Origin of the sequence: Actinophytocola sp. (assembly GCF_035712165.1) — a bacterium.
Taxonomy (GTDB): Bacteria; Actinomycetota; Actinomycetes; order Mycobacteriales; family Pseudonocardiaceae; genus DASYTH01.
In genome coordinates, this window is record NZ_DASTBH010000147.1 from 1 (window position 1) to 23985 (window position 23985).

20 protein-coding genes and 1 pseudogene are annotated in these 23985 nt (G+C 72.0%); 7 read left to right on the top strand and 14 right to left on the bottom strand.

All coding sequences use genetic code 11. From position 1 onward, the window contains the following. Positions 1–30: 30 nt before the first annotated feature. Positions 31–1023, bottom strand: coding sequence for a glutathione S-transferase family protein (locus tag VFO68_RS08160; RefSeq protein WP_325157568.1), 993 nt, complete (start codon positions 1021–1023; stop codon positions 31–33). 55 nt (positions 1024–1078) lie between these two features. Then, a complete protein-coding gene (locus tag VFO68_RS08165) occupies positions 1079–3193 on the bottom strand; it encodes a M14 family zinc carboxypeptidase (protein WP_325157569.1) in 2115 nt (704 codons plus the stop codon). Between the two features lie 94 nt (positions 3194–3287). Here VFO68_RS08165 and VFO68_RS08170 point away from each other — a divergent pair, with 94 nt between their 5' ends. After that, positions 3288–4058, top strand: coding sequence for a hypothetical protein (locus VFO68_RS08170; RefSeq protein WP_325157570.1), 771 nt, complete (start codon positions 3288–3290; stop codon positions 4056–4058). A 103-nt stretch (positions 4059–4161) separates the two neighbouring features. Here VFO68_RS08170 and VFO68_RS08175 read toward each other — a convergent pair. From VFO68_RS08175 to VFO68_RS08185, 3 genes and pseudogenes are all read right to left on the bottom strand, one after another. Beyond that, positions 4162–4710 (bottom strand): annotated as a pseudogene (locus tag VFO68_RS08175) (SDR family NAD(P)-dependent oxidoreductase); the annotation flags it as partial. Next, complete coding sequence (locus VFO68_RS08180) at positions 4710–5693, bottom strand: NAD(P)-dependent oxidoreductase (protein ID WP_325157603.1); 984 nt, start codon at positions 5691–5693, stop codon at positions 4710–4712. The pseudogene VFO68_RS08175 and the gene VFO68_RS08180, both read right to left, overlap by 1 nt. Then, positions 5600–6037: an SRPBCC family protein gene (locus VFO68_RS08185; protein WP_325157571.1), complete on the bottom strand. Its 438-nt coding sequence runs from the start codon at positions 6035–6037 to the stop codon at positions 5600–5602. Before VFO68_RS08185 ends, VFO68_RS08180 begins: the two co-directional genes overlap by 94 nt. A 221-nt stretch (positions 6038–6258) precedes the next feature. Here VFO68_RS08185 and VFO68_RS08190 point away from each other — a divergent pair, with 221 nt between their 5' ends. The 3 genes from VFO68_RS08190 to VFO68_RS08200 all read left to right on the top strand — a co-directional run bounded on the left by VFO68_RS08190 (position 6259) and on the right by VFO68_RS08200 (position 9616). After that, positions 6259–7791: a M4 family metallopeptidase gene (locus tag VFO68_RS08190; protein ID WP_325157572.1), complete on the top strand. Its 1533-nt coding sequence runs from the start codon at positions 6259–6261 to the stop codon at positions 7789–7791. A 132-nt stretch (positions 7792–7923) separates the two neighbouring features. After that, positions 7924–8541, top strand: a complete 618-nt coding sequence (locus tag VFO68_RS08195; protein WP_325157573.1) for a hypothetical protein — start codon at positions 7924–7926, stop codon at positions 8539–8541. Then, on the top strand, positions 8531–9616 hold the full coding sequence (locus VFO68_RS08200) for an XRE family transcriptional regulator (RefSeq protein WP_325157574.1): 1086 nt from the start codon (positions 8531–8533) through the stop codon (positions 9614–9616). Before VFO68_RS08195 ends, VFO68_RS08200 begins: the two co-directional genes overlap by 11 nt. Positions 9617–9677: 61 nt before the next feature. Here the strand turns inward: VFO68_RS08200 and VFO68_RS08205 are convergent, their stop codons facing one another. From VFO68_RS08205 to VFO68_RS08220, 4 genes are read right to left on the bottom strand one after another with little or no spacing between them, the layout of a single operon-like run. After that, the gene (locus VFO68_RS08205) at positions 9678–10130 is read right to left on the bottom strand and encodes a potassium channel family protein (protein WP_325157575.1); all 453 of its coding nucleotides are present in this window, start codon (positions 10128–10130) and stop codon (positions 9678–9680) included. Next, entirely contained in the window at positions 10127–11221 is a 1095-nt protein-coding gene (locus tag VFO68_RS08210) for an AI-2E family transporter (protein WP_325157576.1), read from the bottom strand. Before VFO68_RS08210 ends, VFO68_RS08205 begins: the two co-directional genes overlap by 4 nt. 36 nt (positions 11222–11257) lie before the next feature. Continuing rightward, positions 11258–11758, bottom strand: coding sequence for an RDD family protein (locus VFO68_RS08215; protein ID WP_325157577.1), 501 nt, complete (start codon positions 11756–11758; stop codon positions 11258–11260). 4 nt (positions 11759–11762) lie between these two features. Continuing rightward, positions 11763–12140, bottom strand: coding sequence for a hypothetical protein (locus VFO68_RS08220; RefSeq protein ID WP_325157578.1), 378 nt, complete (start codon positions 12138–12140; stop codon positions 11763–11765). A 339-nt stretch (positions 12141–12479) separates the two neighbouring features. On the opposite strand from VFO68_RS08220, the gene VFO68_RS08225 reads away from it, so the two are divergent. Together VFO68_RS08225 and VFO68_RS08230 are read left to right on the top strand one after the other, a co-directional pair. Next, positions 12480–14951, top strand: coding sequence for a LuxR C-terminal-related transcriptional regulator (locus VFO68_RS08225; protein WP_325157579.1), 2472 nt, complete (start codon positions 12480–12482; stop codon positions 14949–14951). A gap of 83 nt (positions 14952–15034) precedes the next feature. Next, on the top strand, positions 15035–17503 hold the full coding sequence (locus tag VFO68_RS08230) for a helix-turn-helix transcriptional regulator (protein WP_325157580.1): 2469 nt from the start codon (positions 15035–15037) through the stop codon (positions 17501–17503). A 67-nt stretch (positions 17504–17570) separates the two neighbouring features. Here the strand turns inward: VFO68_RS08230 and VFO68_RS08235 are convergent, their stop codons facing one another. Further along, positions 17571–18410, bottom strand: a complete 840-nt coding sequence (locus VFO68_RS08235; protein ID WP_325157581.1) for a helix-turn-helix transcriptional regulator — start codon at positions 18408–18410, stop codon at positions 17571–17573. Between the two features lie 102 nt (positions 18411–18512). On the opposite strand from VFO68_RS08235, the gene VFO68_RS08240 reads away from it, so the two are divergent. Further along, a complete protein-coding gene (locus VFO68_RS08240) occupies positions 18513–19268 on the top strand; it encodes an SDR family NAD(P)-dependent oxidoreductase (protein WP_325157582.1) in 756 nt (251 codons plus the stop codon). Here VFO68_RS08240 and gndA read toward each other — a convergent pair whose 3' ends face one another. The 4 genes from gndA to VFO68_RS08260 all read right to left on the bottom strand — a co-directional run bounded on the left by gndA (position 19269) and on the right by VFO68_RS08260 (position 23829). After that, positions 19269–20699 carry an NADP-dependent phosphogluconate dehydrogenase gene (gene gndA, locus VFO68_RS08245; protein WP_325157583.1) on the bottom strand — a complete coding sequence of 477 codons (1431 nt, stop codon included), beginning with the start codon at positions 20697–20699 and terminating at the stop codon, positions 19269–19271. It abuts the gene before it with no gap. Continuing rightward, positions 20696–21385: a hypothetical protein gene (locus tag VFO68_RS08250; RefSeq protein ID WP_325157584.1), complete on the bottom strand. Its 690-nt coding sequence runs from the start codon at positions 21383–21385 to the stop codon at positions 20696–20698. The genes gndA and VFO68_RS08250 overlap by 4 nt, the downstream gene beginning before the upstream one ends. Continuing rightward, positions 21375–21512, bottom strand: coding sequence for a hypothetical protein (locus tag VFO68_RS08255; protein WP_325157585.1), 138 nt, complete (start codon positions 21510–21512; stop codon positions 21375–21377). The genes VFO68_RS08250 and VFO68_RS08255 overlap by 11 nt, the downstream gene beginning before the upstream one ends. Positions 21513–21636: 124 nt before the next feature. Continuing rightward, positions 21637–23829: a choice-of-anchor J domain-containing protein gene (locus VFO68_RS08260; protein WP_325157586.1), complete on the bottom strand. Its 2193-nt coding sequence runs from the start codon at positions 23827–23829 to the stop codon at positions 21637–21639. Positions 23830–23985: the final 156 nt, after the last annotated feature.

Below are 23985 nucleotides of genomic sequence, written 5' to 3' on the forward strand. Positions count from 1 at the left end.
GCCGGGCTGGAAGTGGGGACTCGCGGGGGGTTACGGGGCGTGGGTGGGGGGGACGGTTTCGGGGGGTGGGGGTGGGGCGGGTGGGGTGCCCTGGCCGAAGGGGTGGCCGCCGAGGGACTCGCGGTGGTGGGGGGTGAGCCAACCTGACAGGTCTGGACCGGCGGGGACGATGCCGGTGGGGTTGATGTTGCGGTGCACCTCGTAGTAGTGCCGCTTGATGTGGTCGAAGTCGATGGTGTCGCCGAAGCCGGGGGTTTGGTACAGGTCGCGGGCGTAGGCCCACAGCACCGGTAGCTCGGTGAGCTTGTTGCGGTTGCACTTGAAGTGGTTGTGGTACACCGCGTCGAACCGGACCAGGGTGGTGAACAGGCGGACGTCCGCCTCGGTGATGGTGTCGCCGACCAGGTAGCGCTGGGTCGCCAGGCGCTCGGAGAGCCAGTCCAGGCGGGTGAACAGGCGGTGGTAGGCCTCCTCGTAGGCCGACTGGCTGCTGGCGAACCCGGCCCGGTACACGCCGTTGTTGACGTCGGCGAACACCAGCTCGTTCACCGAGTCGATCTCGGCGCGCAGTTCCGGCGGGTACAGCGCGGGCGCGCCCGGCCGGTGCAGCTCGGACCATTCCAGCGACAGGTCGACGGTGATCTGGTCGAAGTCGTTGGTGACCACCTGCCCGGTCGGCACGTCGACGATCGCCGGAACGGTGATTCCCTTTTCGTAGCCGGGGAACCGGGCGAAGTACGCGTCCTGCAACCGTTCGATGCCCAGCACCGGGTCCCGGCCGCCGGGGTCGAGGTCGAAGGTCCAGCTGCGCTCGTCGTGCGTCGGCCCGGCCACGCCCATCGACAGCGCGTCCTCCAGCCCGAGCAGCCGCCGCACGATGATCGCGCGGTTGGCCCACGGGCAGGCCCGGCTCACCACCAGCCGGTACCGCCCGGGCTCGACCGGATAGCCGTCCCCGCCGTCGGCGGTGATCCGGCTGTTGATGTACCGCATGTCCCGGCTGAACTCGCCGTCTGATCCCATACCACCATGATTGCCGGCCCGGCGGGCGAGTGCGAGCCGGGCCGGCAACCTCGGGTCAGCCGACGTAGTCCCGGGCCACCCGGAGCAGTTCGAGCAGACCGTCGGCGAACTCCTGCGACTCGGCGTGCGCCTCACCGAACGGCGGCTGGAAGCCGACGCCCTCGAACCGCTGCGCGGCCGGGTTCCACCGGTCCGCGCCGATCTCGAAGTCCCAGGCGAAGATGCCGTTCTCGTAGTACAGCTGGTCGGCGGAGTTGCCGGCCGCGGAGTACAGCACGTCGGCCACCGGGCCGGTCTGCGACGGCCAGGTCACGGTGCCCCGGCTGGCCGCGATGGCCCCGACGATCCGCTTGGCGCTGGCCTGGAACAGGGCCGCCTCCTCGATCGGCGGTCGCGGCAGGGGGATCCGGCCCTCGGCCACGTACGCCCCGGGCGGCCACATGAAGTACCCGCCGTAGCTGTGCACGTTCATCGCGAACTTGATGTTGGCGTGTGCCCGGGCCAGCGCGATCACGTTGGAGCTCTCCGCCTCGGACATCTCCGCGGTGCCGGCGTAGGTGCCGGACAGGCAGTTCGTGCTCGCCCCGAAGTACCCGTCGAACAGCGATCCGACGGTGTAGTTGCGGTTGACGTCGACGCCCCACGAGTCGCGCAGCGCCGGGTCACGCAGCGCGCCGGCGCAGTGGTTGACCAGGTTCTTGCGCTGGAAGTTGAAGTCGTTGAACGAGTAGTTCGCGCCGTCCGGGTTGACCGTCGGCAGCACGAACACGTCCACGTTCTCCAGCAGCGTCCGGGTCTCCGCATCGGTGGCGTAGTTGGCCAGCAGTCGTTCGGCGAACTCCAGGGTGACCAGCGGGGTGGCCCATTCCCGGGCGTGTTCCTGGGAGTAGGTCAGCACGCCGATCCGAGAGCCGTCCCGGTGCACGCCGATCCGCAGCGCCTGCACGGTCCACGGCCGGTGCGGGACACCGGCCGGCGCCTGCAGCCCGTCGCTGAGCCGCGCCGGTCCGGCCACGGGCATGACCTGCCCGGCGGACCCGTTCTCCACGAAGGACTGGAACTGCTGCGGGTAGCGGGCCGAGATGAAGGCCGCCACCTGGTCGGTGGTGCTGATCGCCGCGCCGGTGGCGTCGGTGGCCAGGGAGATGGTCAGCACCCGGTCGCGCAACTGCGCCGACAGCGGCCGGTTCGGCGTGCCGGGGTTGACGCTGCGCACCTGGATCCCGTTCGGGCCCTGGTCGCCGAACCGGACCGACTCGACCACGATCGCGGCGGTGGCCGGGTCGCCGAGGTAGGCGGTCGCGGTACGCCGGTAGCCCTGGGTCGGGTTCGGCAGGTTGATCACATCGACCAGGTTCGGGAACTGCCGGGCCAGCCGGGCGATCCGGGCCCGGATGTCGATCGGCGTCAGGTAGGCGTCGATGAAGTCCTTCTGGTAGCCGGCGGGCGGGGCCGGGGGAGTGGTGCCGGGCCACAGCGCCGGGGTGACCACCCGGGTGCTGCCGCCGAGGCTGGACGCGGCGCTCACCTGCGTCGGCCGGGCGGGCAGCGGTTGCGGCAGCGCGACGTGGTACTGGTACTCGCCGGCGTCGGAGAACCGTTGCAGCGGGTAGGAACCGGTCGTTCCGTCGGCGGTCCGCCAGGTCACCGTGATCTCCACGGCCGGGTCGTTGATCGCCGTGGTGGCCACCTGGGTCTGCAGGAAGGTCTGGCCGTTGCTGGTCCACCAGTAGGCGGACAGGAACTGCAGGGTGTCCGCGGTGATCCCGGTGCCGTCCGGGGCGCGGCCCGTCTTGCCGACGCCGGCCTGCCGGCGCGCCTGGGCGGCCTGCACGCTGGCCGTGTAGTTGGCCGAGCCGTCCTGTTCTCGCGCGATCAGTTGCACCGGCTCGGCGCCGCGCGCGGTCAGTTCGGCCAGCTGCCGGTCGGTCAGCACCAGGTCCATCAGCACCTCGCCGCCGGCACGGGACCGGGCGGCGACGTCCGCGCCCGCCGCGATCAGCGCGTCGGCCATCGCCTCGTTCGGCAACCGCAGCCGCACCAGGCCGGTCTCCCCGGCCGCCAGGCTGACCGGACCGGCCGTGGCACCGGCCGCGGGGGCCTCGATCGCCGCCGCCACCGTGGACAGCAGTAGCGCGGCGGTTGCCGCTACCCACCATCGTCGCCGCATCACGCGCCTCCCAGGCTCGCAGGGGTTGGTATTCGCCAACCCTTCTCCAACATGGGGAGCAGTCAAGGGCCGTTCGTCGGGCCAGAATGTCGGGATGGAGTACGTCTTCGATCCCGGCGTCATCCACGACTGTGCGATGACGGGGCTCGGCAAGCCCAAGCCGGCGATGTTCGACGCCTTTGCCGACGCGATGGCCGTGTCGTACCCGGACCGGCTCGATCGCTCACAGCCCTGGATATTCAGCAACGCCGGCGGCGCGATGATCCAGATGAAGGTGTATTACGCCTCGGCATTCGAATACGTGATGATCTGGGGGACGCCGATCGGGTCGGAGGGGCATTCCGGCCGGCACGCGGTCGGGTTCTGGGACACCGTGCTCGACGGCGAGATGTGGTACTACGGCGAGGGCCAGTTCGAACGGCGGGTGTACAAGCCGGGCGACCGGGTCTACGTCGGGCCGGGCCAGGCCCGGGGCATGAACTTCACCAACGGGGTCTGGGCGGTGGAGTACGCCCGCGGCCTGCTCCCCCTCTCCCTGCCGTTCGGCCTCGCCGACGCGGCGATCAGCACGTTGGACTTCGCCACGGTCGCGCAGACCGTGACCATCTACGCCGCGCTGATCGGCCACCACTGCCAGCAGCCGCACGCCGACGGCTCACCGCCGTCCCGGCGCCGGCAGCGCATCGGCGCCGCGCTGGTCGGCGCGGGCAACGCGCTCACCCGCCGGCTCCGTCCGCCGGAGCCCTACGACGAGATCGCGTCGAATACATCGTGGCGACACGGGCCGAAGCCAGCATTATCCGACGGCGCCGCGGCACCAGTCGCGCCGCTGCCGCGACCCAACGGTTCCGCCGGCCCGGAATGACCACCGGCCGCCGGCCGACTGCGGCGAGGGTCTCGCGGGCCACCGTGCGCGCGTCGATCGGCGGCGGCACCAGGCGGGCCGGCCGCGCGCCGGTCCGGGCGAACGTCGGCGTGCTGACCAGACCGGGACAACTGGCCAGCACGTCGACCCCGTGCGGGCGCAGTTCGTCCCACAGTCCCTCGGCCAGCACCCGCAGGTAGGCCTTGGTCGCCGCGTAGTGGGCGACCAGGGCCGAACCCTGCTCGCCGGCCAGCGAGCCGAGCAGCACGATGCCGCCCCGGCCGCGGGCGGCCAGCCGCGCGCCGAAGGCGTGCGCGAGATGGGCCGCGGACCGGCAGTTGAGGTCCAGCATGGCGTCGAGTTGTTCGGCGGTGAGCGCGAGGAACGGCCCGACCGGCGCGAGCGCGGCGTTGCACACCAGCAGGCCGATGTCCTCGGGCACGGCCGCGAGCTGCGCGATCGCGTCCGGGGTGGCCGCGTCCAGGTACAGGCAGCGAACCCGCACCCGGTAGCCGGCGCGCAGCCGGGCGGCCAGTTCGTCCAGCGGTTGCGGCCGCCGGGCCACCAGCACCAGGTCGTCGCCGCGCGCGGCGAGCTCCTCGGCGAACGCGGCGCCGATGCCGTCCGAGCCGCCGACCACCATCGACCACATCAGGAACTCCGGTAGTACGGCGACAGTCGCAGGATGCGTTGCCGCGCAAGGGGTTTGGCGATCGACGCGAGCCACCGCCGCCAGCCGAGGCCGGCCGCGACCGCCCGGGCGATGTCGTCGAAGGTGTGCCGCTGGTAGCGCAGCAGGGCCTCGCTCTCGGTGCTGTCCACCCAGTCGGTGACGTACTCGGCATCGCTGAAAGCGCCGTCCGGCAACGGATCGATGCCCATGGCGGCGAGCAGCCGGGTGAGGTACTCGCGGTAGGTGACCTGGCAGGTCACCCCGCCGCCGAGGAACAGCACCCGGCCCCACACCTCGGGTGTCTCCAGGGCGGTCGCGATGGCCAGGCCGGCGTCGTCGGCGTGCAGTGCCTCGATCCGGTTGTCCAGGCCGATCTCGAACATGATCGGGTGCGGCGGCCGGGCGCCGAGCACCGGCACGTCGGTCAGCCGGAAGATCGTCCAGGTCAACCCGCTGTCCCGGACCAGCCGCTCGCCCTCGATCTTGTGTGCGGTGTACGGGTCGGTGGCCACCAGTGGGTCGTCCACCCGCCGCGGCGGATCGCGGTGCAGCGTGCGGCCGTGCACGTCGAAGGTGGAGGTGAACAGCAGGCGGGGCGGTTCCGGTCGCGCCCGGCAGGCGGCGATCACGTTGGCCGTGCCGTCCACGTTCACCGCGCGGGCCCGGTCCGGCCGCTCGTCGGCCTCCGGCGGGATCATCGCGGCGAGGTGCAGCACCGCGTCGACGCCGGCGACCGCGCGGGTCACCGCGGCCGGGTCGGTGATGTCGTCGCCGGGCAGGGCGAACGGGCGCACGGAGTGGCCGCGCCGCCGCAGCCAGGGCAGCACGTGCGAGCCGATGTTGCCGGACGCGCCGGTGAGCAGGACCCTCAGCCCGGCTCCCGCGCGGCTCGTTCCTCGCTGCGCTTCTTCAGCCCGCCGGATTCCATTTCCAGGTAGCGTCGGGTCAGCCCATTGGTCAATTTTCCGACCAGCACTCCGAGTGGGCCGCGCTGGGTCAGGGTGAGGGTGACCCGGCTGCCGGTGCCGTCCGGTTCGACCCGGTGCCGCGCGGTTGTTCGGGCGCCCGGGCCGCCGGCGGTCCAGACGAACTCGGATTTCTCGGACAGTTCGGTCAACCGCCACACCGTGGTGGGCAGCCGGGGCTGGCTGATGCGCAGCCGCTGGCCCACATGCAGCGGTCCCGGGTCGAGCCGGACGATGGAGCGGACCGACGCCGTCCACTCCGGCCAGGCCTCGACCTCGGTCATCACCTGCCACACCACGGGCGGCGGGGCCTCGATCCGCACCGACGAACTCCACTCCATGCCACGCAAGGATAGTCCCGGGCCACCTAGGGGTATTTCCTAGGTACGTTTCCGGAAATTTGACCGGATAGCGGTTCACAGTTATTCGACTGGGCCGATCGTGGCATTGACCTTTAGCCCGGTTGGTTCTTCACTCGGAATGCGCCTAATTCGCGGCGGCCAGCGTCCCTTTCCCTGTTCTCGGGGGCGTTGGCGTACGCCTTCGAAAGGAAACCCTGTAGATGAATCACAAGCGAGGGATACGAGTGAGCCTGGTCGCGGCGGCCGGTCTCGCCCTGGCGGTGGTGGTACCGCTGCGGACCGCCCAGGCGGCGGCCCAGCCGGCTCCGGACGTGGTGGCCGGGCAGGCCGCCGACCAGGTTGCCGACCAGGGCACCGGCCTGGCCAAGGGTGTCGACCAGGACTTCGTCCGGACCAGCCTGACTCCCGGCGGCGGTGGGCTGTACTACGCGGCCTACGCGCGGACCTACCGCGGCCTCGAGGTCGTGGGCGGGGACGCCGTGGTCGTCACCGACGCCAAGGGCAACCTGCACGACACGGTGACCGCGGACACCACGCCGATCGCGCTGGACACCACCCCGAAGCTGTCGAAGGACGCGGCGGTGGCCATCGCCAGCAAGCAGCTGTCCACAGTAGACAGTGTGGCCAGCGCCCGGCTGGTGGTCCTCGCCGGCAAGCAGGCGCTTGCCTACGAGGTCGTGGTTTCCGGTCTGACCGCCGAGAACGCGCCGAGCAACCTGCACGTCTTCGTCGACGCCGCCTCCGGCGCCGTGCTGGACAGCTGGGACGACGTGCACGCCGGCACCGGCAACGGCTTCTACTACGGCACGGTGACCATCAACACCACCAGGAACAGCGCCACGTCGTTCTCCATGATCGACCCCACCCGTCCCGGCGTGCGGTGCACGAACACCTCCGGTACGACCTTCACCGGGCCCGATGACAACTGGGGCAACGGGTCCGGCACCAACCTGGAAACGGCCTGCGTGGACGCGCTCTACGGCACGCAGCGCATGTGGGACATGATGCGCACCTGGTTGGGCCGCACCGGGATCAGCACCGCGGGCCAGGGTTTCCCGGCGCGCGTGGGTCTGACCCAGGCCAACGCGTTCTGGAACGGTAGCTCGGCGACGTTCGGCCGGTCCTCCGACGGCCAGCGCCAGGTGGTCCCGATCGACGTCGTGGCGCACGAGTTCGGGCACGGCGTCTTCCAGTTCACTCCGGGCGGTTCCGGCGGCGGCGGCAACGAGAAGGGCGGGCTCAACGAGTCCACCGGCGACATCTTCGGCGCCGTGACCGAGGACTTCGCCAACAACCCCAACGACCCGCCGGACTTCCAGGTCGGCGAAGAGGTCAACCTCGTTGGCAACGGCCCGATCCGGTTCATGTACAACCCGTCGCTGCGCAACCACCCGAACTGCTTCAGCTCGGCCATTCCGAACACCGAGGTGCACGCCGCGGCCGGCCCGCAGAACCACTGGTTCTACCTGCTGGCCAAGGGTTCCAACGCCAACCCGCCGAGCCCGACCTGCAACGGCTCGACGGTCACCGGCATCGGCGTCCAGGCGGCCGCGCAGATCTTCTACAACGGCCTGCTGCGTAAGGTTTCGGCCTGGACCCATGCCCGGGCCCGGGTGGCCACCCTGCAGGCGGCCAGGGCGCTGTTCCCCAACAGCTGCACCCAGTTCAACGCCACGCGGGCGGCCTGGAACGCGGTGAGCGTCCCGGCCCAGGCGGGCGAGCCGACCTGCTGAGCACTGCTGGACCCTCCTGAAATAAGGCGGGTGGGCCGGTCCCCGCGCCCGTGACCGGCCCACCCGCTCCCGTTACGCGACACGCCGCTTGACAAACCGGCTCCGGACGCGACGTTGGGCTAACCTTGGCCGGTGCGGATCGGAGTTACGGTTGATCTTGAGGATGAGCTGATCAGCAAGCTGGTCAGCTGTGGGCGCGAGGCTCATCGGGTGGCGCAGGCGCACCACAACGATCCGGGGTCCAACGGGTTCACCTTCGGCACCGACCGCTATCACCGGGGCACCGAGCTGGCCGCGGAAGTGCTGTCCGAGCACGGTTTCCGCGTCTCCCGCCGGGGCGCCGGGCTGGTCGGCGCGCGCGATGGCGTCGAGCTGCACTTCGCGGTCGCCCGGGGCACCGACCTGTCCGACCCCGCCGCCTTCGACGCCGACTCCTCCCCGGCCCGGCGCCGGGCCGCCGCCAGCAACGCCGGCCAGCTCACCTTCGACGGCATGCCCGAACCCGCCGTGGTGCACCTGGTGTGGAGCGGCACGCCGGAGTCCGGGCTGACCGCCGTGCACATCGGCCGCCTGGTCTATGCCGGCGGGGACAAGCTGGAATGGTCGGTGCTGCTGCGGGTCGACGAGTCCGCGGGCGCCGCTCGGGAGATCGCGATCCCGAGGGCCCGCACCGGCGTCGGATATGTCGACCAGCCGCTGCCCGAGTTCGACCTGCTGGTCCATCCGGCCGTCCGCGCCGATGAGGGCTGAGGAGGCCGCGGCGGGGTTCTCCGGGGAACGGCTTCGGCTGGCGCGGTTTCGCGCCGGTCTCACCGTCCGGGAGGTCGCCGACCGCGTCGACGTGAGCCATGCGGCGATCTCGCAGTACGAGATCGGCCGCACCCGGCCGACGCCCGCCGTGCTGGCCCGGCTGGCCATCGCCACCGGCGTCTCCGCCGGGTTCTTCGTGTTCAACCGGCGCCCGGTCTCGGCCCGGGGGCTGGACGGCACCCACTTCCGCAGCCTGCGCTCCACCGGCCGGGCCGGCCGGGCCTCCGCGTGGGCCTGGTCGGAGCTGGTGCTCGACGTGGCCGAGGTGCTCGAACGGCATGTGCGGCTGCCCGATCCGGTGCTGCCGATGCGTTCGCTCGCCCCCGACGCCGGGCGCGACGAGCTGGCCGATGCCGCCGAGGAGCTGCGCTCGGTGTGGCGGCTGCCGGACGGCCCGGTCGGCCATCTGGTCCGCCAGCTCGAGGTGCACGGCATCCTGGTCGCCCGGCTGGCCGTGGCGGACAAGGGAATCGACGCGTTCAGCCACTTCCAGGGCGCCCGGCCGGTGGTGATCCTGGGCAGTGACAAGGGCGACGCCGCGCGCAGCCGGTTCGACGCCGCGCACGAGCTCGGCCATCTGGTGTGCCACCCGGACGCGGACCCCGGCGGCGAGCAGGAGCAGCAGGCGCACGGTTTCGCCGCGGAACTGCTGATGCCCCGGGCACACATGGCGCGGGTGCTGCCCCGCCGGTTCGACCTCGGCGCCTACGCCCGGCTCAAGCAGGAGTGGGGCGTGTCGATCGCGGCGCTGCTCTACCGCGCGCGGACCCTGGAGGTCATCAGCGACGCGGCCTACCGCCGGGCGGTCATGGTCATGAACCGCCGGTACGGCCGGCGCACCGAGCCCTACCCGCTCGACCAGCCGGAGCGGCCCGCCCTGCTGGCCACCGCGGGCGAGGTCGCCGCCCGGTCCGGGATCGGGATCGACCGCCTCGCCGCCGAATGCTGCCTGCCCCTCGACGACGTGCGCGCGATCATCGGCGACCCCGACCCGCGGCCGTTGGTCACGGTCTAGGGCCCTGTTTCGAAAGTGCTCCGATCAAAGCGACCAGCTGCGCGCGCCTGATGAAACACCGCTAGCGTTCCGGGTCGTCCTCGTCCTGGATGCCCAGCACGCGCTCGATCCGCTCCAGCCGGTCGGCGATCTCCGCCAGCCGGCTCAGCTCCGGATCCAGTGCCGCGTGCTCAGCCCGGGCCCGCTCGACGAAGCTGGTGGCGATCAGCGCGGTGAACACCGACATGAACGCCACCGCCTCGAGCATGATCACGGCACCGACCACCCGGCCCAGCGGCGTGGTGGGCGTGACGTCGCCGTATCCCACCGTGGTCACCGTCTGCAGGGCCCACCACATGCCCAGCCCGAAGTGGGGATAGTCCTTCGGGTCGAAGATCCAGACCAGCAGGCCGCCGGCGACGACCGTGACGGTCATCGCCGAGATGATCACCGCCATGGCCCGGCGGATGGTCGCCGGCTCGGTGAGGAACCGGTCGACCTGGCGCTTCACCGGCCGGATCCGGCGGCGGTTCACCCGGTCTCCGCCGGCGCCGGCCGGATGGTCCGGGGTCCGATCAGCGCCCGCAGCCAGCCCGCCCGCGGGTCGACGTCGACCAGCAGCGCCTTGCCGAGCAGGGTGAGCGGGATCGCCAGGATGGCGCCGACCGGGCCGAGCACCCACGCCCAGAACAGCAGCGTCACGAACGTGACCGTGCTGGACAGCCCGACGGCGCCGCCGAGGAACCGGGGCTGGACCAGCGACTCGATCACGAAGTTGATCACGATGTAGACCGCGGTCACCGCGAGCATCAGTCCCCACCCGCCGTCCAGCAGCGCGAGCAGGGCCGGCGGCACCAGCCCGAAGATGAAGCCGACGTTCGGGATGTAGTTGGTGATGAAGGCCAGCAGCCCCCACAGCACCGGCAGCGGCACCCCGAGCAGCGCCAGCAGCGTCCCGTCGATGATCCCGGTGAGCACCCCGAACACCGTGGTGACGACCATGTACCGGCGGGTGCTCCAGGCGAACTCGCGCAGTGCCACCGCGATCTGCGGCCGCTCGGCCGCGATCCGCGCTATCCGGGCCCCGGCATAGCGGGACTCCAGGCTGATGAACAGCAGCAGGCACAGCACCAGCACGGTGTTGCTGACGGCGTTGCCCAACTCGGCGAGCATCGAGCCGAGCAGGTCGGTCAGTTGTGCCGGGTCGAACGCCCCGGCCATCGTCTGCAGCTCCTCCGGCGCGACCCCGAACCGGGCCAGCGTCCCGGTGATCGAGTCGACCAGGTCATGCGCCGCCTCGGCGTACTGCGGCAGCAGCGAGGTGAGCTGCCCGATGCCGATCACCAGCACCACGCCGAGCACGACCAGCAGCCCGTAGATCGACAGCACCAGCGCCGCGGTGGCCAGCCAGTGCCGCACGCCGTGCCGGCGCAGCCAACCCTGCACCGGGCTCACACACACGACGATGACCAGCGACAGGAACACCGGGGCGATCAGCCAGGCCATCAGATAGATGCCGGCGGCGGTGATCACCGCCGCGGACAGGCCCTGCAGGATGATCAGCCCGCGCGGCAGCACGCTCACCGGCGGCACGCTGTCCTGGCCGACCGCCGGGCCGCTGCTCATGCCCGGCAACCGTAATTAGGCCTCCGACGGGCAGAGTCACCCCTTCGGGGTGAGATCCACATCGGTGCTGGCCACCTGTTCGGGAACGGCGGTGACCGCCGCGCCGCCGTCCCGGCGCCAGTCGTAGATCACGGTCGAACGCAGCAACGCGTCCTGCACCGAACGGCGGTGCGGGCTGACCGCCGCCCAGAGCAACCCGAACGGAAACACCGCGCACAGGACGGCGCGCACGGCTGCCCGGGACCAGCCGAGCAGCTCGCGCCGGTTGGACAGCACCCGCACGCCGATCAGCCCGGCCCCGTAGCTGCGCCCGGTGGTGGCCCAGCCGAGGGTGAGATAGATCGTGGTGAGCGCGAACAGCAGCGGCAACGTGATGATCAGGTCCGGCTGCGGCCAGGCGAACGACCCCGGCCGCAGCATGAAGACCAGGCCCGACACCCCGAGATAGAGCGAGCCCGCGACCAGACCGATCACCCCGGCGTCGATCACCGCCACGAGCATCCGGGTGACGATGCCCGCGGGGCGCTCGGGGGGCATGTGCCTAGCCCTTGGCGGGGGTCCGGGGTTCGGCCCGGTCATCGGATTCGATCATGTGGCCCCCTCGGACGTGCGCGTCAACCCCTGATCCTGCTCCACCGCACGAGCCGGGTTCCTCACTCGCCACGGGTGAGGCCGGGCTGGCGGGTCCCGATCCGGCCTCACCCGCCCCGTCGACCCGCCGCATCGAGCAGATCCGCAGCCCGTGGGACTCGAGCAGGGCCAGCAGTCCGTGCAACTGCGCCTCGTCGATCACCACCGCGTGGATGGTGGTCTCCGCCGGCCCAGGACGGACCGTCAGACCTGCGAATTCACCGACCGCACAGGTGGCGCGTTCGGACAGCCGGCCGGACACGCGCAACTCGTAGTTGGACCGCACCACGGTGTCACTCCTCGCCGCCGCAGTTACCTCGTTGGTGCCGCGTCAGTACTGACGATCGCTCCGTAATCGATTGGTTACCTCCCCCGTTCCAGGCGAAATACACCGGAACGGGCGAAGTGACGTACGGGGGGAGAAGTGCAAGTATGGGTGATCAATCAACCGAAGCGTTCCGACGCGAACGAGGCGAGGAAGGCGATGGCGAAACCACCGTCGAATCGCGTGCCGGCTCCCCGGGTCTCGCCTACGCGCGTGCCGGGGCTGAAACTTGTTGCCGCGGCACGGGTACCGCGGCAACGGGCGTCTGAACCACCACCGCTGCCCCGCCCGCGGGTGTCGCGGGTGAAGGTCGCGGTGCCGCGGCTGCCCACCCGCCTGGTGTCCCGGCCGCGCCTGCTCGCCGCTCTTGACCGGCCTGGCCGCGTCGCCGCCACGCTGGTCTGCGCGCCTGCCGGCTCCGGCAAGACGCTGCTGCTCGCCGAGTGGGTGCGCCGTCCGGACACCGGTGACACCGCATGGGTCTCGCTGGACAGCGACGACAACGACGACAACAGGTTCTGGTCGAGCGTGCTGGAGGCGCTGGCCGGCTGTGCCGCGGTGCCGGCGGACAGCAGGTTGCGCTCGATGAAAATTCCGGAAAATCCCAGTCGAAATCCTGACTTTCTTGCCGAAATCGTGGATGGACTGGAAGCTCTTCGGACCCCTGTTCGGCTCGTCCTGGACGACCTGCACGAACTGGTCGACCCCGATCCGCTGCACGGCATCGAGACCCTGCTGCGCAACCAGCCCGCCGGGTTACGACTCGTGCTCTCAACCCGCCGGGACCCGCCGCTGCCGCTGGCCCGGCTGCGGCTGTCCGGCGAACTGCGCGAGCTTCGGGCGGCCGACCTGAGGTTCTCCGTCGAAGAGGCCAGCGCGCTGCTGCGGGCCGCGGGCGTGAGCATCGAGTCGCGGCAGGTGAGCACGCTGGTCGCGCACACCGACGGCTGGGCCGCCGGCGTGCGGCTGGCGGCGCTGTCCCTGGCCGAGGTCGACGACCTGGACGGGTTCGTCAAGGACTTCGCCGGCAACGACCGCGCGGTCGCCGACTTCCTGATCGACGAGATTCTGTCCCGGCTGCCCGAGGACACCCAGGACTTCCTCCGGGCGATCAGCGTGTGCGACCGGGTGTCCGCGTCGCTGGCCACCGCGCTGTCCGGCCGGGAGGACGCGGGTGAGCTGCTCGACACCCTCGAACACCAGACCTCCATGGTGATCAGCGTCGCCGCCGGCCGGCGGTGGTACCGGGTGCACACCCTGCTCCGCGCCCACCTGCAGGCCGACCTGCGGCGCCGCTCCCCGGACCTGGTCCCGGTGCTGCACCGCCGGGCCGCCGACTGGCTCGACGCCCAGCGGCTGCCCGCGGCCGCCCTCGCACACGCCATCGACGCCGAGGACCCGTCGCACCTGACCGTGCTGGTCCGCTCGCGCGGCCCGGCCCTGGTGCTGACCGGCGAGCACAGCGTGGTGCACCGGGCGATGGTGGGGCTCGGCGAGCCGACGGTCGCCGACGACCCGGGGCTCGCGCTGCTGTCCGCCCAACTGCATCTCGAGGCCGGCGAACCGGACACCGCGCGGTCGATGCTCGCGCACGCCGACGCGGCCTGGCCCGAGGACCCGACGCCGGAGCTGGAGATCATGGCGCAGCTGCTGCGCCCGGCCCCGCACGACGAGGCGGCGCTGCGCGCGGCGCTCGCGGCGGCCCGTGCGCACGGCTACGACTACCTGATGGCCCGGTGCCTGATCATGCTCGGCGGGCTGGCCTCGGCCCGGGGCGACTACCTGGCCATGGTCGGGCTGGCCCGGGAGACCGACACGCTGATCGGGCAGCGGTCGTGGAAGGAGACCACCACGACCGCGGCGACGCTGCTGGCCTACGGCGCGTTGCTGCACGCCGATCCGGACGAGTGCCTGCGCCAGGCCGGGCGGGCGGCGCATCTGATCGAGGAGGGCGTGCAGCCGGCCGATCCCGGCGTGCGGCTGCTGGTCGGCACCCTCACCGGAGCCGCGCTGTTCGACAACGGCGCCCGGGCGGCGGGGCTGCGGGCGCTGGCCGACGCCCGGCTGGCCGCCGACCCGGCCGTGCTGTCCGGTGAGCACGTGGCGCTGGCCGCGATGCTCGAGCACCGGGCCGCGAGCCTGCTCGGCTACGGCGACGCCAGCCGCGAGGTGGTGATCTGGACCCAGCAGGCCATTCCGGACTCCGCCGAGGTGCTGATCATGCGGGCCCGGTCCCGGTTGCTGTTCGGCCGGCGCCGGCTGGCCCGGGACCTGCTCCGGCCGGTGCTCGACGGCACCGTGCGTCCGGCGCTGGCCTGGTCGCCGATCGAGGCATGGCTGCTGGAGGCGCAGATCTCGCTGGCGGCCGAGGAGGAGACCCAGACCCGGCGGGCGCTGGGCCGGGCGGTGGCGCTGGCCGAGTCGTTCGACGTGCTCTACCCGCTGGTGTTCGCCCCCGCCGAGATCGCCGCCAAGTTCCCGCGCGGCCGGTACACCGCGACCGTCAGCGCGACCCGCAGCACGCTTCAGGCGCGGCCCGGACCGGTGGCGCTGACCGATCGGGAGCGCACCGTGCTGGAACTGCTGCCCACGGTGCGTTCGCTGGACGAGATCGCCGAGGACCTGACCCTGTCCACGAACACGGTCAAGACCCACATCCGCACCCTGTACGGCAAGCTCGGCGTCGGCACCCGCCGCGACGCCGTGGCCGCGGCCCGGCGTGGCGGGCTGCTCGACGAGGACGTCACGCTGACCGGTCCTGGCCAGGACCCATGAGGGTGACGCGAGTCCCCCATCGGCGAGAGGTTCCCAACCGGCGCCGGGTTCCGGCGTCGCGCATCCCCCATACCAAGATCACCGTGCCCGGCGTTCCCCCCGGGTTCGTCGTTCGGACCGCGCTGCGCGAGCTGATCGGCAACGCGACCGAAGGCCCGCTCACGGTGATCAACGCCCCGGCGGGCTACGGCAAGACGGCGGTGCTGGCCGACACCGCGGGGCCGGACACCGCCTGGGTGTCGCTGGACCACGACGACAACGACCCGGAGCGGTTCTGGGCGGCCGTGCTGCTGGCGCTGTCCGAGTGCGCGGCCGTGCCGAGGGCCAGCCCGCTGCGCCGGCTCACCCCGGCGGCGGACGACCCGGCCTTCCTCGCCGAACTGGTGGACGCGCTGGACATGCTGCCCACCCCGGTCCGGCTGGTGCTGGACAACGCGCACGAGCTCACCGACGAGACCCTGCTGCACGGGTTGGCCACGCTCATCCGGCACCAGCTCAGCGGGGTCCGGCTGGTGCTCGTCGCCCGGGGTCACCTGGCGCTGCCGCTGGCCCGGGCCCGGCTGCAGGGCGGGCTGACCGACATCCGGGCGGAGGACCTGCGGTTCTCCGTCGACGACGCCGCCCGGCTGCTCCGCGCCGCGGGGGTCGAGCTCACCGCGGACCGGGTGGCCCGGCTGGTGACGCACACCGACGGCTGGCCGGCGGCGTTGCGCTGGGCCGCGCTGTCGCTGCGGCACGCCGAGAACCCGGACCCGTTCCTGGCCGGGTTCGCCGGCGACGACCGCACCGTGGCCGACTACCTGCTCGACGAGGTGATCGGCCAGCTGGCCGAGGAGAAGGCCGACCTGCTGCGGGTGATCAGCATCTGTGACGAGGTGCCGGCCTCCCTGGCCGCCGCACTGTCCGGCCGGCCCGACGCCGCGGCCATGCTGGAAGAACTGGACCGGGAGACCTCCCTGGTGGTCCAGGTCGGCCACGAGGCCACCTACCGCATGCAGGCCCTGCTGCGCGGCTACCTGCGGGCCGACCTGCTCCGGCGCCAGCCCGAGCACAGCATCGTGCTGCATTCGCTGGCCAGCCGCTGGTTCGCCGCGCATCAGCGGATTCCCGAGGCGCTCGAACACGCCGCGCAGACCGGCGGCGAGGTCACCACGCACGACCTGCTGCACCGGCACGCGCTGACGATGGTGCTCGCCGGGCAGCACCGGCCGTTCCGGACCGCGCTGGCCGCGCTGGACTCCGACGCCGTCGACACCCGGCTGACGTTGGTCTCGGCGCTGCAGCACTTTCAGATCGGGGACACGGCGGCGGCCACCGCGGAGCTGGACCGGGTTCGGGACGCCCCGGACGCCGAGCCCGGGCTGCTCCGGCTGGTCGAGGGTCAGCTGGCGCTGGTCACCGGGAACTGGCCGGCCGGGCCGCCGGCCGGCGACCCGGACGACGGGGCGGTCTGGGACCGTCTGGCGGCCGGGTGGCGGCGGTTGCGGGACGGCGACCGGGACGGCGCCGTCGCGGAGTTCGACGAGGCGCTGCGCGGGGCCCGGCACGACGGGCTGCGCTACCTGGTCATGCAGGCGCTGGCTGCGCTGGGCTCCGCCCGAGCGTTGGACCAGGACTACTCGGCGATGCGTGCCGCGTGCGCCGAGGCCGCCGCGATCGCCGAGAAGTACGGCTGGCAGCAGGCGCCGTGGCAGGCCGAGGCGCACCTGCTGCTGGCCTTCGCCAGCCTGACCCAGTTCGAACCGGACGCGTGCCGGCAGCACAGCGCGCTGGCCCGGTCCGCCGCGACGCGGCCGGAGATCCGCGCGGTCGCCCAGTTCCTGGACGGCGCCGCCCAGTTCGACATCGGGCACCGGCAGACCGGGTTGCGGCTGATGCGCCAGGCCCGCCGGCAGTTGTCGGACCGCGCCCTGTCCGACGGGCTGGTCGCGGCCGTGGCGACCATCGAGTACCAGGCGGAGGCGTTGGTCGGGCTGGAGACCGAGGCCCGCGAGACGCTGGCCTGGGCGCGGGAGCGGCTGGACGGCTGCGCCGAGCTGACCCTGATGGCCGCGTGGAACCAGGCCGACCCGGCGGTGCTCGACGCGATCCAGCCGGTGCTGCTGGCCACCACCCCGATCCACGCGCAGCTGCTGCGCACCGCGGCCGCGCTGAGGTCGAACCAGCGCACCACCGCGCGTCGCGCGCTGGCCGCCGCGCTCGCCCTCGCCGAACCGCACATGCTGATCCGCCCGTTCGCCGCGACCGACACCTCGGTGTGGCGGCTGCTGGTCGAACAGGCCGGCGGGTTCGGCACGGCCGGGTCCTTCGCCGACCACGTCCGCGCCGTGCTCGCCCCCGTCCAGGCCACTCCCATCCACGGCAGCCTCACCAGCCAGCAGCAGACCGTCCTGTTGCGACTGTCCTCGGCCCGCTCCCTGACGGAGATCGCCGCCGAGCTGTCCGTCTCCGTCAACACCGTCAAGACCCACGTCCGCGCGATCTACGTCAAACTCGGCGTCAACAACCGCCGCGACGCCGTGGTCGCCGCCCGCGAACACGGCCTGACCTAAGTGTCCCGCGCCGGAAATCTGCCACCTGGATCACCGGACTCAGGCACCGAATTTCCGGCGCGGGACACTATGTAATAGCCCGCAGCCGCCCGGTGTGGGTGAGTGAGGCCAGCGCCGTTGCGGTGGGGTCGTCCGCGGGGAGATGGACGACGATCCGTTGCAGGTCGGGAAGATCGAGGGTCTCGTAGGCGAGGCGGAGCAGGCCGGCGGTGGGGTGGCGGACCCGGTCGATGCCGGTGCGGGCGGGTAGCACGGTGCCCGTGGCCCATCGGTCGGTGAACGGGGCGCCGGCCGCGACGGTCAGCTCGTCGGTCAGCTCGGCGAGGTGCGGATCGTCCACAGTGGACTCGATGCGCAGCTGGCCGACCAGTTCGTCGGCGATGCGGTCCCAGTCGGGGTAGGCCTGCCGGGCGCGCGGATCGGTGAAGAAGTAGTAGAGGAAGTTGGGCTCGGGGGCGTCCAGGATGCCCAGCGGGCCGGCCAGAGCGGCGTATCCGGTGGTGTGGGCCAGGATGTCGCCCAGGCGGTTGAGCAGATGGGCGGGGGTCGGTTCGAGGCGGTCCAGCAGCGCGCGCACGGTGGGCCGCACCTCGCGGGCGGCCGCCATGGCCGGGCACAGCCCCGGCCCGCCGCCGGCCGCCTTGGCCAGCCGGCGCAGGTGGATGCGCTCCTCGGTGGACAGCCGCAGGGCGTCGGCCAGGGCACCGAGCACCTGCACCGACGGGTGCCGGTCCCGGCCCTGTTCGAGCCGGGTCAGGTACTCCACGCTGATCCCGGCGAGCGTGGCCAACTCGGTGCGGCGCAGCCCCGGCGCCCGGCGCCGGGCACCGGCGGCCAGCCCGACCTCGCCGGGCGCGAGCGCGTCGCGGCGGGAGCGCAGGAACACCCCTAACTCGTTGTCGGCCACGGTTTCAACCTACCGGCGCGCTGCGCGGGCAAGGGTGGCCCTGGCAGGGCCAGTCTCGGCGCGGCCTGGTTGAGCGCCGCCGGCTCGGGCAGCGTCGGCGCCATGGACATGGGACTTGACGGGCGCACCGTCATCGTGACCGGGGCATCCGGGGGCCTGGGCCGGGCCATCGCGCGCGGGTTCGGCGACGAGGGCGCCAACGTGGTGCTCACCTATCACCGCGCCGAGCAGGACGCCGAGCGGGTCGCCAAGGAGATCGGCGGCCGCGCGCTGGTGGTCAGGCACGACCTGGCCGACCCGCCGTCCACGGCGGCGGTGGTCCGGGCGACGCTGGACTGGACCGGCCGGATCGACGTGCTGGTGAACAACGCGGTGGTGTGGGGCAGCACCGACCCGGACCAGGAGCGGACCTTCGATCAGGTGCCGGACGAGGAGTGGCCGGCCATGCTCCGGGCCAACATCGAAGGCGCGCTGCGGTTGTCCCGGGCGGTCACCCCGGTCATGCGCGAGCGCCGCTGGGGCCGGCTGGTGCACATCTCCTCCAGCATCGCCACCGACGGGATGCCGGGCGGCGAGTACTACGGCGCGGCCAAGGCGGCGCTGCACGGCTTCAGCCGCTCGGCCGCGTTCAGCCTGGGCCGGGCCGGCGACATCCTGTCCAACGTGGTCCAGCCCGGCCTCACCCGCACCGACACCAACGCCGCGATCACCGACGCCGCCGGCGAGCAGTACAGCTCCCAGGCCGCCCTCGGCCGGCTGCTGGACGCCGACGAGGTCGCCGGCCCCGTGGTCTACCTCGCCTCAGCCGCCAACACCGGCATCACCGGCCAGGTGATCATGGTCAGCGGCGGGACCTGATCAGGAGGAGACCTCCCGGCGGTCGGCGCCCCACATCGTGTGGAAGCTGCCCTCCCGGTCCGTGCGCCGGTAGGTGTGCGCGCCGAAGAAGTCGCGCAGCCCCTGGATCAGCGCGGCCGGCAGCCGGTCCGAGCGCAGGCCGTCGTAGTAGGCGAGCGAGGAGGAGAACGCCGGAGTGGGGATGCCGGCCTGGGCCGCGTGCGCGACCACCCGGCGCCAGGCGTCCTGACCGTCGGCCACCGCGTCCCGGAAGTACGGGTCGACCAGCAGGCTCGGCAGGTTCGGGTCGTTGGCGTAGGCCTCGCGGATGCGGTCCAGGAACCGGGCCCGGATGATGCAGCCGCCGCGCCAGATCGTGGCGGTCGAGCCGAGGTCGATGTTCCAGCCGTACTCGGCACTGGCCGCGGCCATCTGGTCGTAACCCTGCGCGTAGGCCACCACCTTCGACGCGTACAGCGCCTTGCGCACGTCGTCGACGAAGGTGTCCCGGTCGGCCAGCGGCACCGCCGAGCTCGGCCCGGGCAGCGCCGCCCGGGCGGCCGCGCGCTGCTCGGGGTGCGCCGAGAGCGCCCGGGCGAAGGTCGCCTCGGCGATCCCGGTGACCGGGACGCCGAGGTCCAGCGCGCTCTGCACGGTCCAGCGGCCGGTGCCCTTCTGCTCGGCCTGGTCCAGCACGATGTCGACGAACGGGCCCCCGGTCACCGCGTCGGTGTGGCCGAGCACCTCCGCGGTGATCTCGATCAGGAACGACTCCAGGTCGCCGCTGTTCCACTCGGCGAAGATCGCGGCCAGCTCGGCGGGCTCGGCCTTCAGCCCGTCCCGCAGCAGGTGGTAGGCCTCGGCGATGAGCTGCATGTCGGCGTACTCGATGCCGTTGTGCACCATCTTGACGAAGTGCCCGGCGCCGTCCGGGCCGATGTGGGTGCAGCACGGCGTGCCGTCCACCTTCGCCGCGATCTCCTCGAACATCGGGCCGAGCGTGGCGTAGGACTCGGCCGAGCCGCCGGGCATGATGCTCGGGCCGAGCAGCGCGCCCTCCTCGCCGCCGGACACGCCGGCCCCGACGAAGTGCAGGCCGTGCTCGCGCAGCGCGGCCTCGCGACGCCGGGTGTCGGCGAAGTGCGCGTTGCCGCAGTCGATCACGATGTCGCCGGTGTCCAGTAACGGCACCAGCTCCTCGATCACGGCGTCGGTCGGCGCCCCGGCCTGGACCATGATCACCACTCGGCGCGGCCGCTCCAGCGCGGCGACGAAGTCCGCGAGCGACTCGGTCGGCACGAACGTGCCCTCGTCGCCGTGCTCGGCGATCAGCGACCGGGTGCGGGCGGCGGTGCGGTTGTGCAGGGCCACCGCGTAGCCGTGCCGGGCGAGGTTGCGGGCCAGGTTGCGGCCCATCACCGCGAGTCCGGTGACGCCGATCTGTGCCGTCATGAGGTGTCCTCCCGTGGAAAGCTGCTCCCCGCCACCGTATGCGGTGCGCCCGGGGGCAGCTGCGTGCGGGCTTGCTCAACCGTTCGCAGCACCGCCGCGGCGCCGCTCTGCCCGGCAAGCTCCCCGGCCTCGTCGAGCAGTTCCCGGGCGTGCGCGGCCTCGCCGCCGGCCAGGGCGAGGTAGGCCAGGCCGACCAGGTTCGCCGCGACCCCGGCCGGGAAACCGATCTCCCGGCGCAGCCGGGTCGACTCGGTCAGCCGCTCGCGCGCCGCGTCCAGCCGCCCGGCAGCGTGCTCGGCGATGCCGAGGTGGCGCAGCGCGTAGGACCGGGTCCGGTTGTCGCCGGCGAGCTCGAGGCAACGGTCGAACAGCGGCCCGGCGGTGGTGTGGTCGGACCGGACGGTCTGGTGGTAGCAGCCCGCCCAGAACAGCGCCTCGGCCTCGCCGCGCGCGTCGCCGAGCCCCCGGTAGAGCCGCGCCGCCCGTTCGAACAGCTCCAGTTCGGTCTCCCGGACCACCTGGTCACGCTGGAACCGCGCATGTGCGACCTGGCCGCGCAGCAACGCGAGGTCGGCCTCGACCGCGTCCAGTTCCCGGGCCGCGGCGTCCAGCGCGTCGTCCTCGCCGCCGAACACCGCCCGGTCGCACCATGCTCTGGCCGTCTCGATCCGGCCGTCACTCGTCATGTCCGCCAGTCAACTCCTCGTCGAGGATGCGGCGCATCGTGCGCGCCGCGCGGCGTAATCGCCAGGCGACCAGGATTGCGAGCAGCACGACCAGCGCCGCGGCGCCGATCCACAGTGCCGTGTCCATGGCGGACACACGGAACCGGCCGGCCGGCGGTTCAACATCCGGCCGGGAATTTGCACGCTGCCACCAGGAAAAAGGGAGTGCCCCCGACGCGCTCGCGTCGGGGGCACTCGCCGGGTGTGTCGGGTCAGGAGGTGCTTGGCGCCCCTCCCGGCTGGACCACGCCGTTCACGGTCAGCGTGTACGGCGCGTACTGGTTGACCTGCTCGGTCGGCTCGTCGTAGGCGACCACGGCGATGACCTTCGGGAACAGGGCGAACACCAGCAACTGGAGCCGGTTGAGCCGGATCGAGCCCCGGCCGTCGCTCTCCAGTTGGAGGGCGACCGCGTGGTTCTCGTCCAGACCGATCAGCTTGACGTTCCAGTTGTTCACCTCGACCGGGTGGATCTCGGTGGGCGAGTCGAACACGTCCAGCGTCGAGCCGTCGCTGACCGCCGTGCCGCCGACGGTGATGTCGTCGACCAGCAGACCACCCTCGTTGACCCCGCCGTCACTGACGTAGCGGATGCCCAGCAGGATGTTCTGCCCGGCGTAGGCGGACAGGTCGTAGCTGTGCGGCTCGAAGCCCTCGGTGGTGCCGTTGAGGCCCGGGCCGAGCGGCGCGTCCACCGTCTTGTCGCCCGCGATGAACGTGTAGGTCGCCCCACCGTCGGTGGACACCATCACGTAGCCGTAGTCGAACCCGAACTCGGCGCCGTACTTCGCCTGGAAGCGCAGCGTCGGGTCGGTGGCCGGCACGGCCACCCGAGCCACCGCGGTGGCGTCGGTGTTGCTGTCGTTGCCCGACCACAGCACCGGGTTGCCGTTGCGGTCCGGGTCGTTGGACACGATCGTCCACTCCAGCGGCTTCGGCGGCAGCGTCGCCGCGCCCTGGAAGGACAGCGACCGCAGGTCCTTGCCCTTCAGCACGGTCCCGTTCGCGGCCTGCAACGGCACGAAGTCCGCGCCGTTCGGGCCCGCGCCCGGGTTGTTGTTGATCTGCGGGTTGGCCTGGTTGATCGTCGAGCGCAGGCTGGGCGTGGTGACGCGGGACTTCGGCACGCCGAGCACGAGGCCGTGCCGGGCGTCACCGATCGGCTTGTCCAGCAGCACCATGGACTGGTAGTCGTGCAGCACCTTGTACATGTCCGAGACGCCCTCGGCCTCCAGCGCCGCGTCCAGGCTCGCCAGACCCTGCCGCTCGCCGTCCTGGTGCAGCCGCGACATGAAGTCGGTGCCGTACCGGTCGAACAGGAACAGCATCAGCGAGTAGGCGTTGCCGTAGTCGGCCAGCACCTCGTTCGGCGTGCCCTCGCCCCACAGGTTGAGCGAGTTCTCCGGACCGCCGCAGTCCCGCGGGTTGGTGTTGAACGGGGTCTGCACGGTGCCGAAGCCCTGGAAGCAGTACAGGTGGCTGTCGGCGCCGCGGTCGAACACGGTCCGGGTGCCGTCCACGTAACCGACCAGGGTCTGGGCGAAGTCGGACAGACCCTCGTTGATCCAGTTCCCCTCGAACGGGTCGGTGTAGTAGTGCAGCAGGTGCTGCCACTCGTGGGCGAAGGTGCCCTCGTACAGCCGCGGGCGGGCCGGCCGGCTGGTGCACAGGTCGTCGGTCGGCTCGTTCGCCGGGTTGACCCCGGTGCGGTGCGCCCAGTCGAACGCGTCGACCGTCATGATGTTGCGGTCGGTCAACTCGTTGAACTGTGCGGAGAAGAAGCCCGCGATGTAGGTCGGCGCGGCCGGGAACGTGTAGAAGTTGTCGTCCCGGACGTTGTCGACCAGCGCGACGGTCTTGTTGCCGTCACCGGTGAAGTCGCCCGAGATCAGCGCGTTGGAGCCGTCCCGGTCCGGCGGCCGGCTGAACGTCGCCACTTCCTTGGGGTACATGTTGTTGTCGAACTCGTTGGCCAGGTCGGCCGCCTGAGCGTCGGTGACCGTGGTCGTGTTCGGGATCTGCGTGCGGCAGTCACCGGCCGGGAAGGCGGTGTCGTTGGCGACCCAGACCTCGATGTTCGTGCCGACCGCGCGCAGCGTGTAGTCCTTGCGGTACAGCACGCCGTTGAAGTCGTCCAGGCCGAGCCAGCCCCGGACCGTGCCGACCGGCGGGGTGGCCGCGGCGACCTTCGCCTGGCGCTGGGTGGTTGCCTTCGGCTGGTACCGCTGCGGGGTCGCCACCGGCTTGCCGTCGAGCGTGAAGTCCTTGCGGGTCAACTCGCGCACGTCGCTCTTGGCGGTCGTGGCGCCGGGGGCCGCGCCCGACGCCGGAGCCGCCGGCAGGACCTGGATGAGTGGTAGGAGGAGGACCGTGGCGGCAGCTCCGACTAATCGGCTGCGTCGCATCAGGCTTGTCCCCTTTCGATGTCGCTGTGGCTCGTCTCGCTGGGCCACGTTTCGTGATGGTTCTACGCGTGTCGGGCGGCAGCGGTTCGGAGCCGATGCGACCGGCGAAGGGCCACGTTAGACGAGGATCGACGCTGCGCCAACCCTACGTACGGC

Coding starts and splice junctions, on each gene's coding strand:
- VFO68_RS08160 (WP_325157568.1), bottom strand. CDS start 1,023: ATGGGATCAGACGGCGAGTTCAGCCGGGACATGCGGTACATCAACAGC.
- VFO68_RS08165 (WP_325157569.1), bottom strand. CDS start 3,193: ATGCGGCGACGATGGTGGGTAGCGGCAACCGCCGCGCTACTGCTGTCC.
- VFO68_RS08170 (WP_325157570.1), top strand. CDS start 3,288: ATGGAGTACGTCTTCGATCCCGGCGTCATCCACGACTGTGCGATGACG.
- VFO68_RS08185 (WP_325157571.1), bottom strand. CDS start 6,037: ATGGAGTGGAGTTCGTCGGTGCGGATCGAGGCCCCGCCGCCCGTGGTG.
- VFO68_RS08190 (WP_325157572.1), top strand. CDS start 6,259: ATGAATCACAAGCGAGGGATACGAGTGAGCCTGGTCGCGGCGGCCGGT.
- VFO68_RS08200 (WP_325157574.1), top strand. CDS start 8,531: ATGAGGGCTGAGGAGGCCGCGGCGGGGTTCTCCGGGGAACGGCTTCGG.
- VFO68_RS08210 (WP_325157576.1), bottom strand. CDS start 11,221: ATGAGCAGCGGCCCGGCGGTCGGCCAGGACAGCGTGCCGCCGGTGAGC.
- VFO68_RS08215 (WP_325157577.1), bottom strand. CDS start 11,758: ATGCCCCCCGAGCGCCCCGCGGGCATCGTCACCCGGATGCTCGTGGCG.
- VFO68_RS08240 (WP_325157582.1), top strand. CDS start 18,513: ATGGACATGGGACTTGACGGGCGCACCGTCATCGTGACCGGGGCATCC.
- gndA (WP_325157583.1), bottom strand. CDS start 20,699: ATGACGGCACAGATCGGCGTCACCGGACTCGCGGTGATGGGCCGCAAC.
- VFO68_RS08250 (WP_325157584.1), bottom strand. CDS start 21,385: ATGACGAGTGACGGCCGGATCGAGACGGCCAGAGCATGGTGCGACCGG.
- VFO68_RS08255 (WP_325157585.1), bottom strand. CDS start 21,512: ATGGACACGGCACTGTGGATCGGCGCCGCGGCGCTGGTCGTGCTGCTC.
- VFO68_RS08260 (WP_325157586.1), bottom strand. CDS start 23,829: ATGCGACGCAGCCGATTAGTCGGAGCTGCCGCCACGGTCCTCCTCCTA.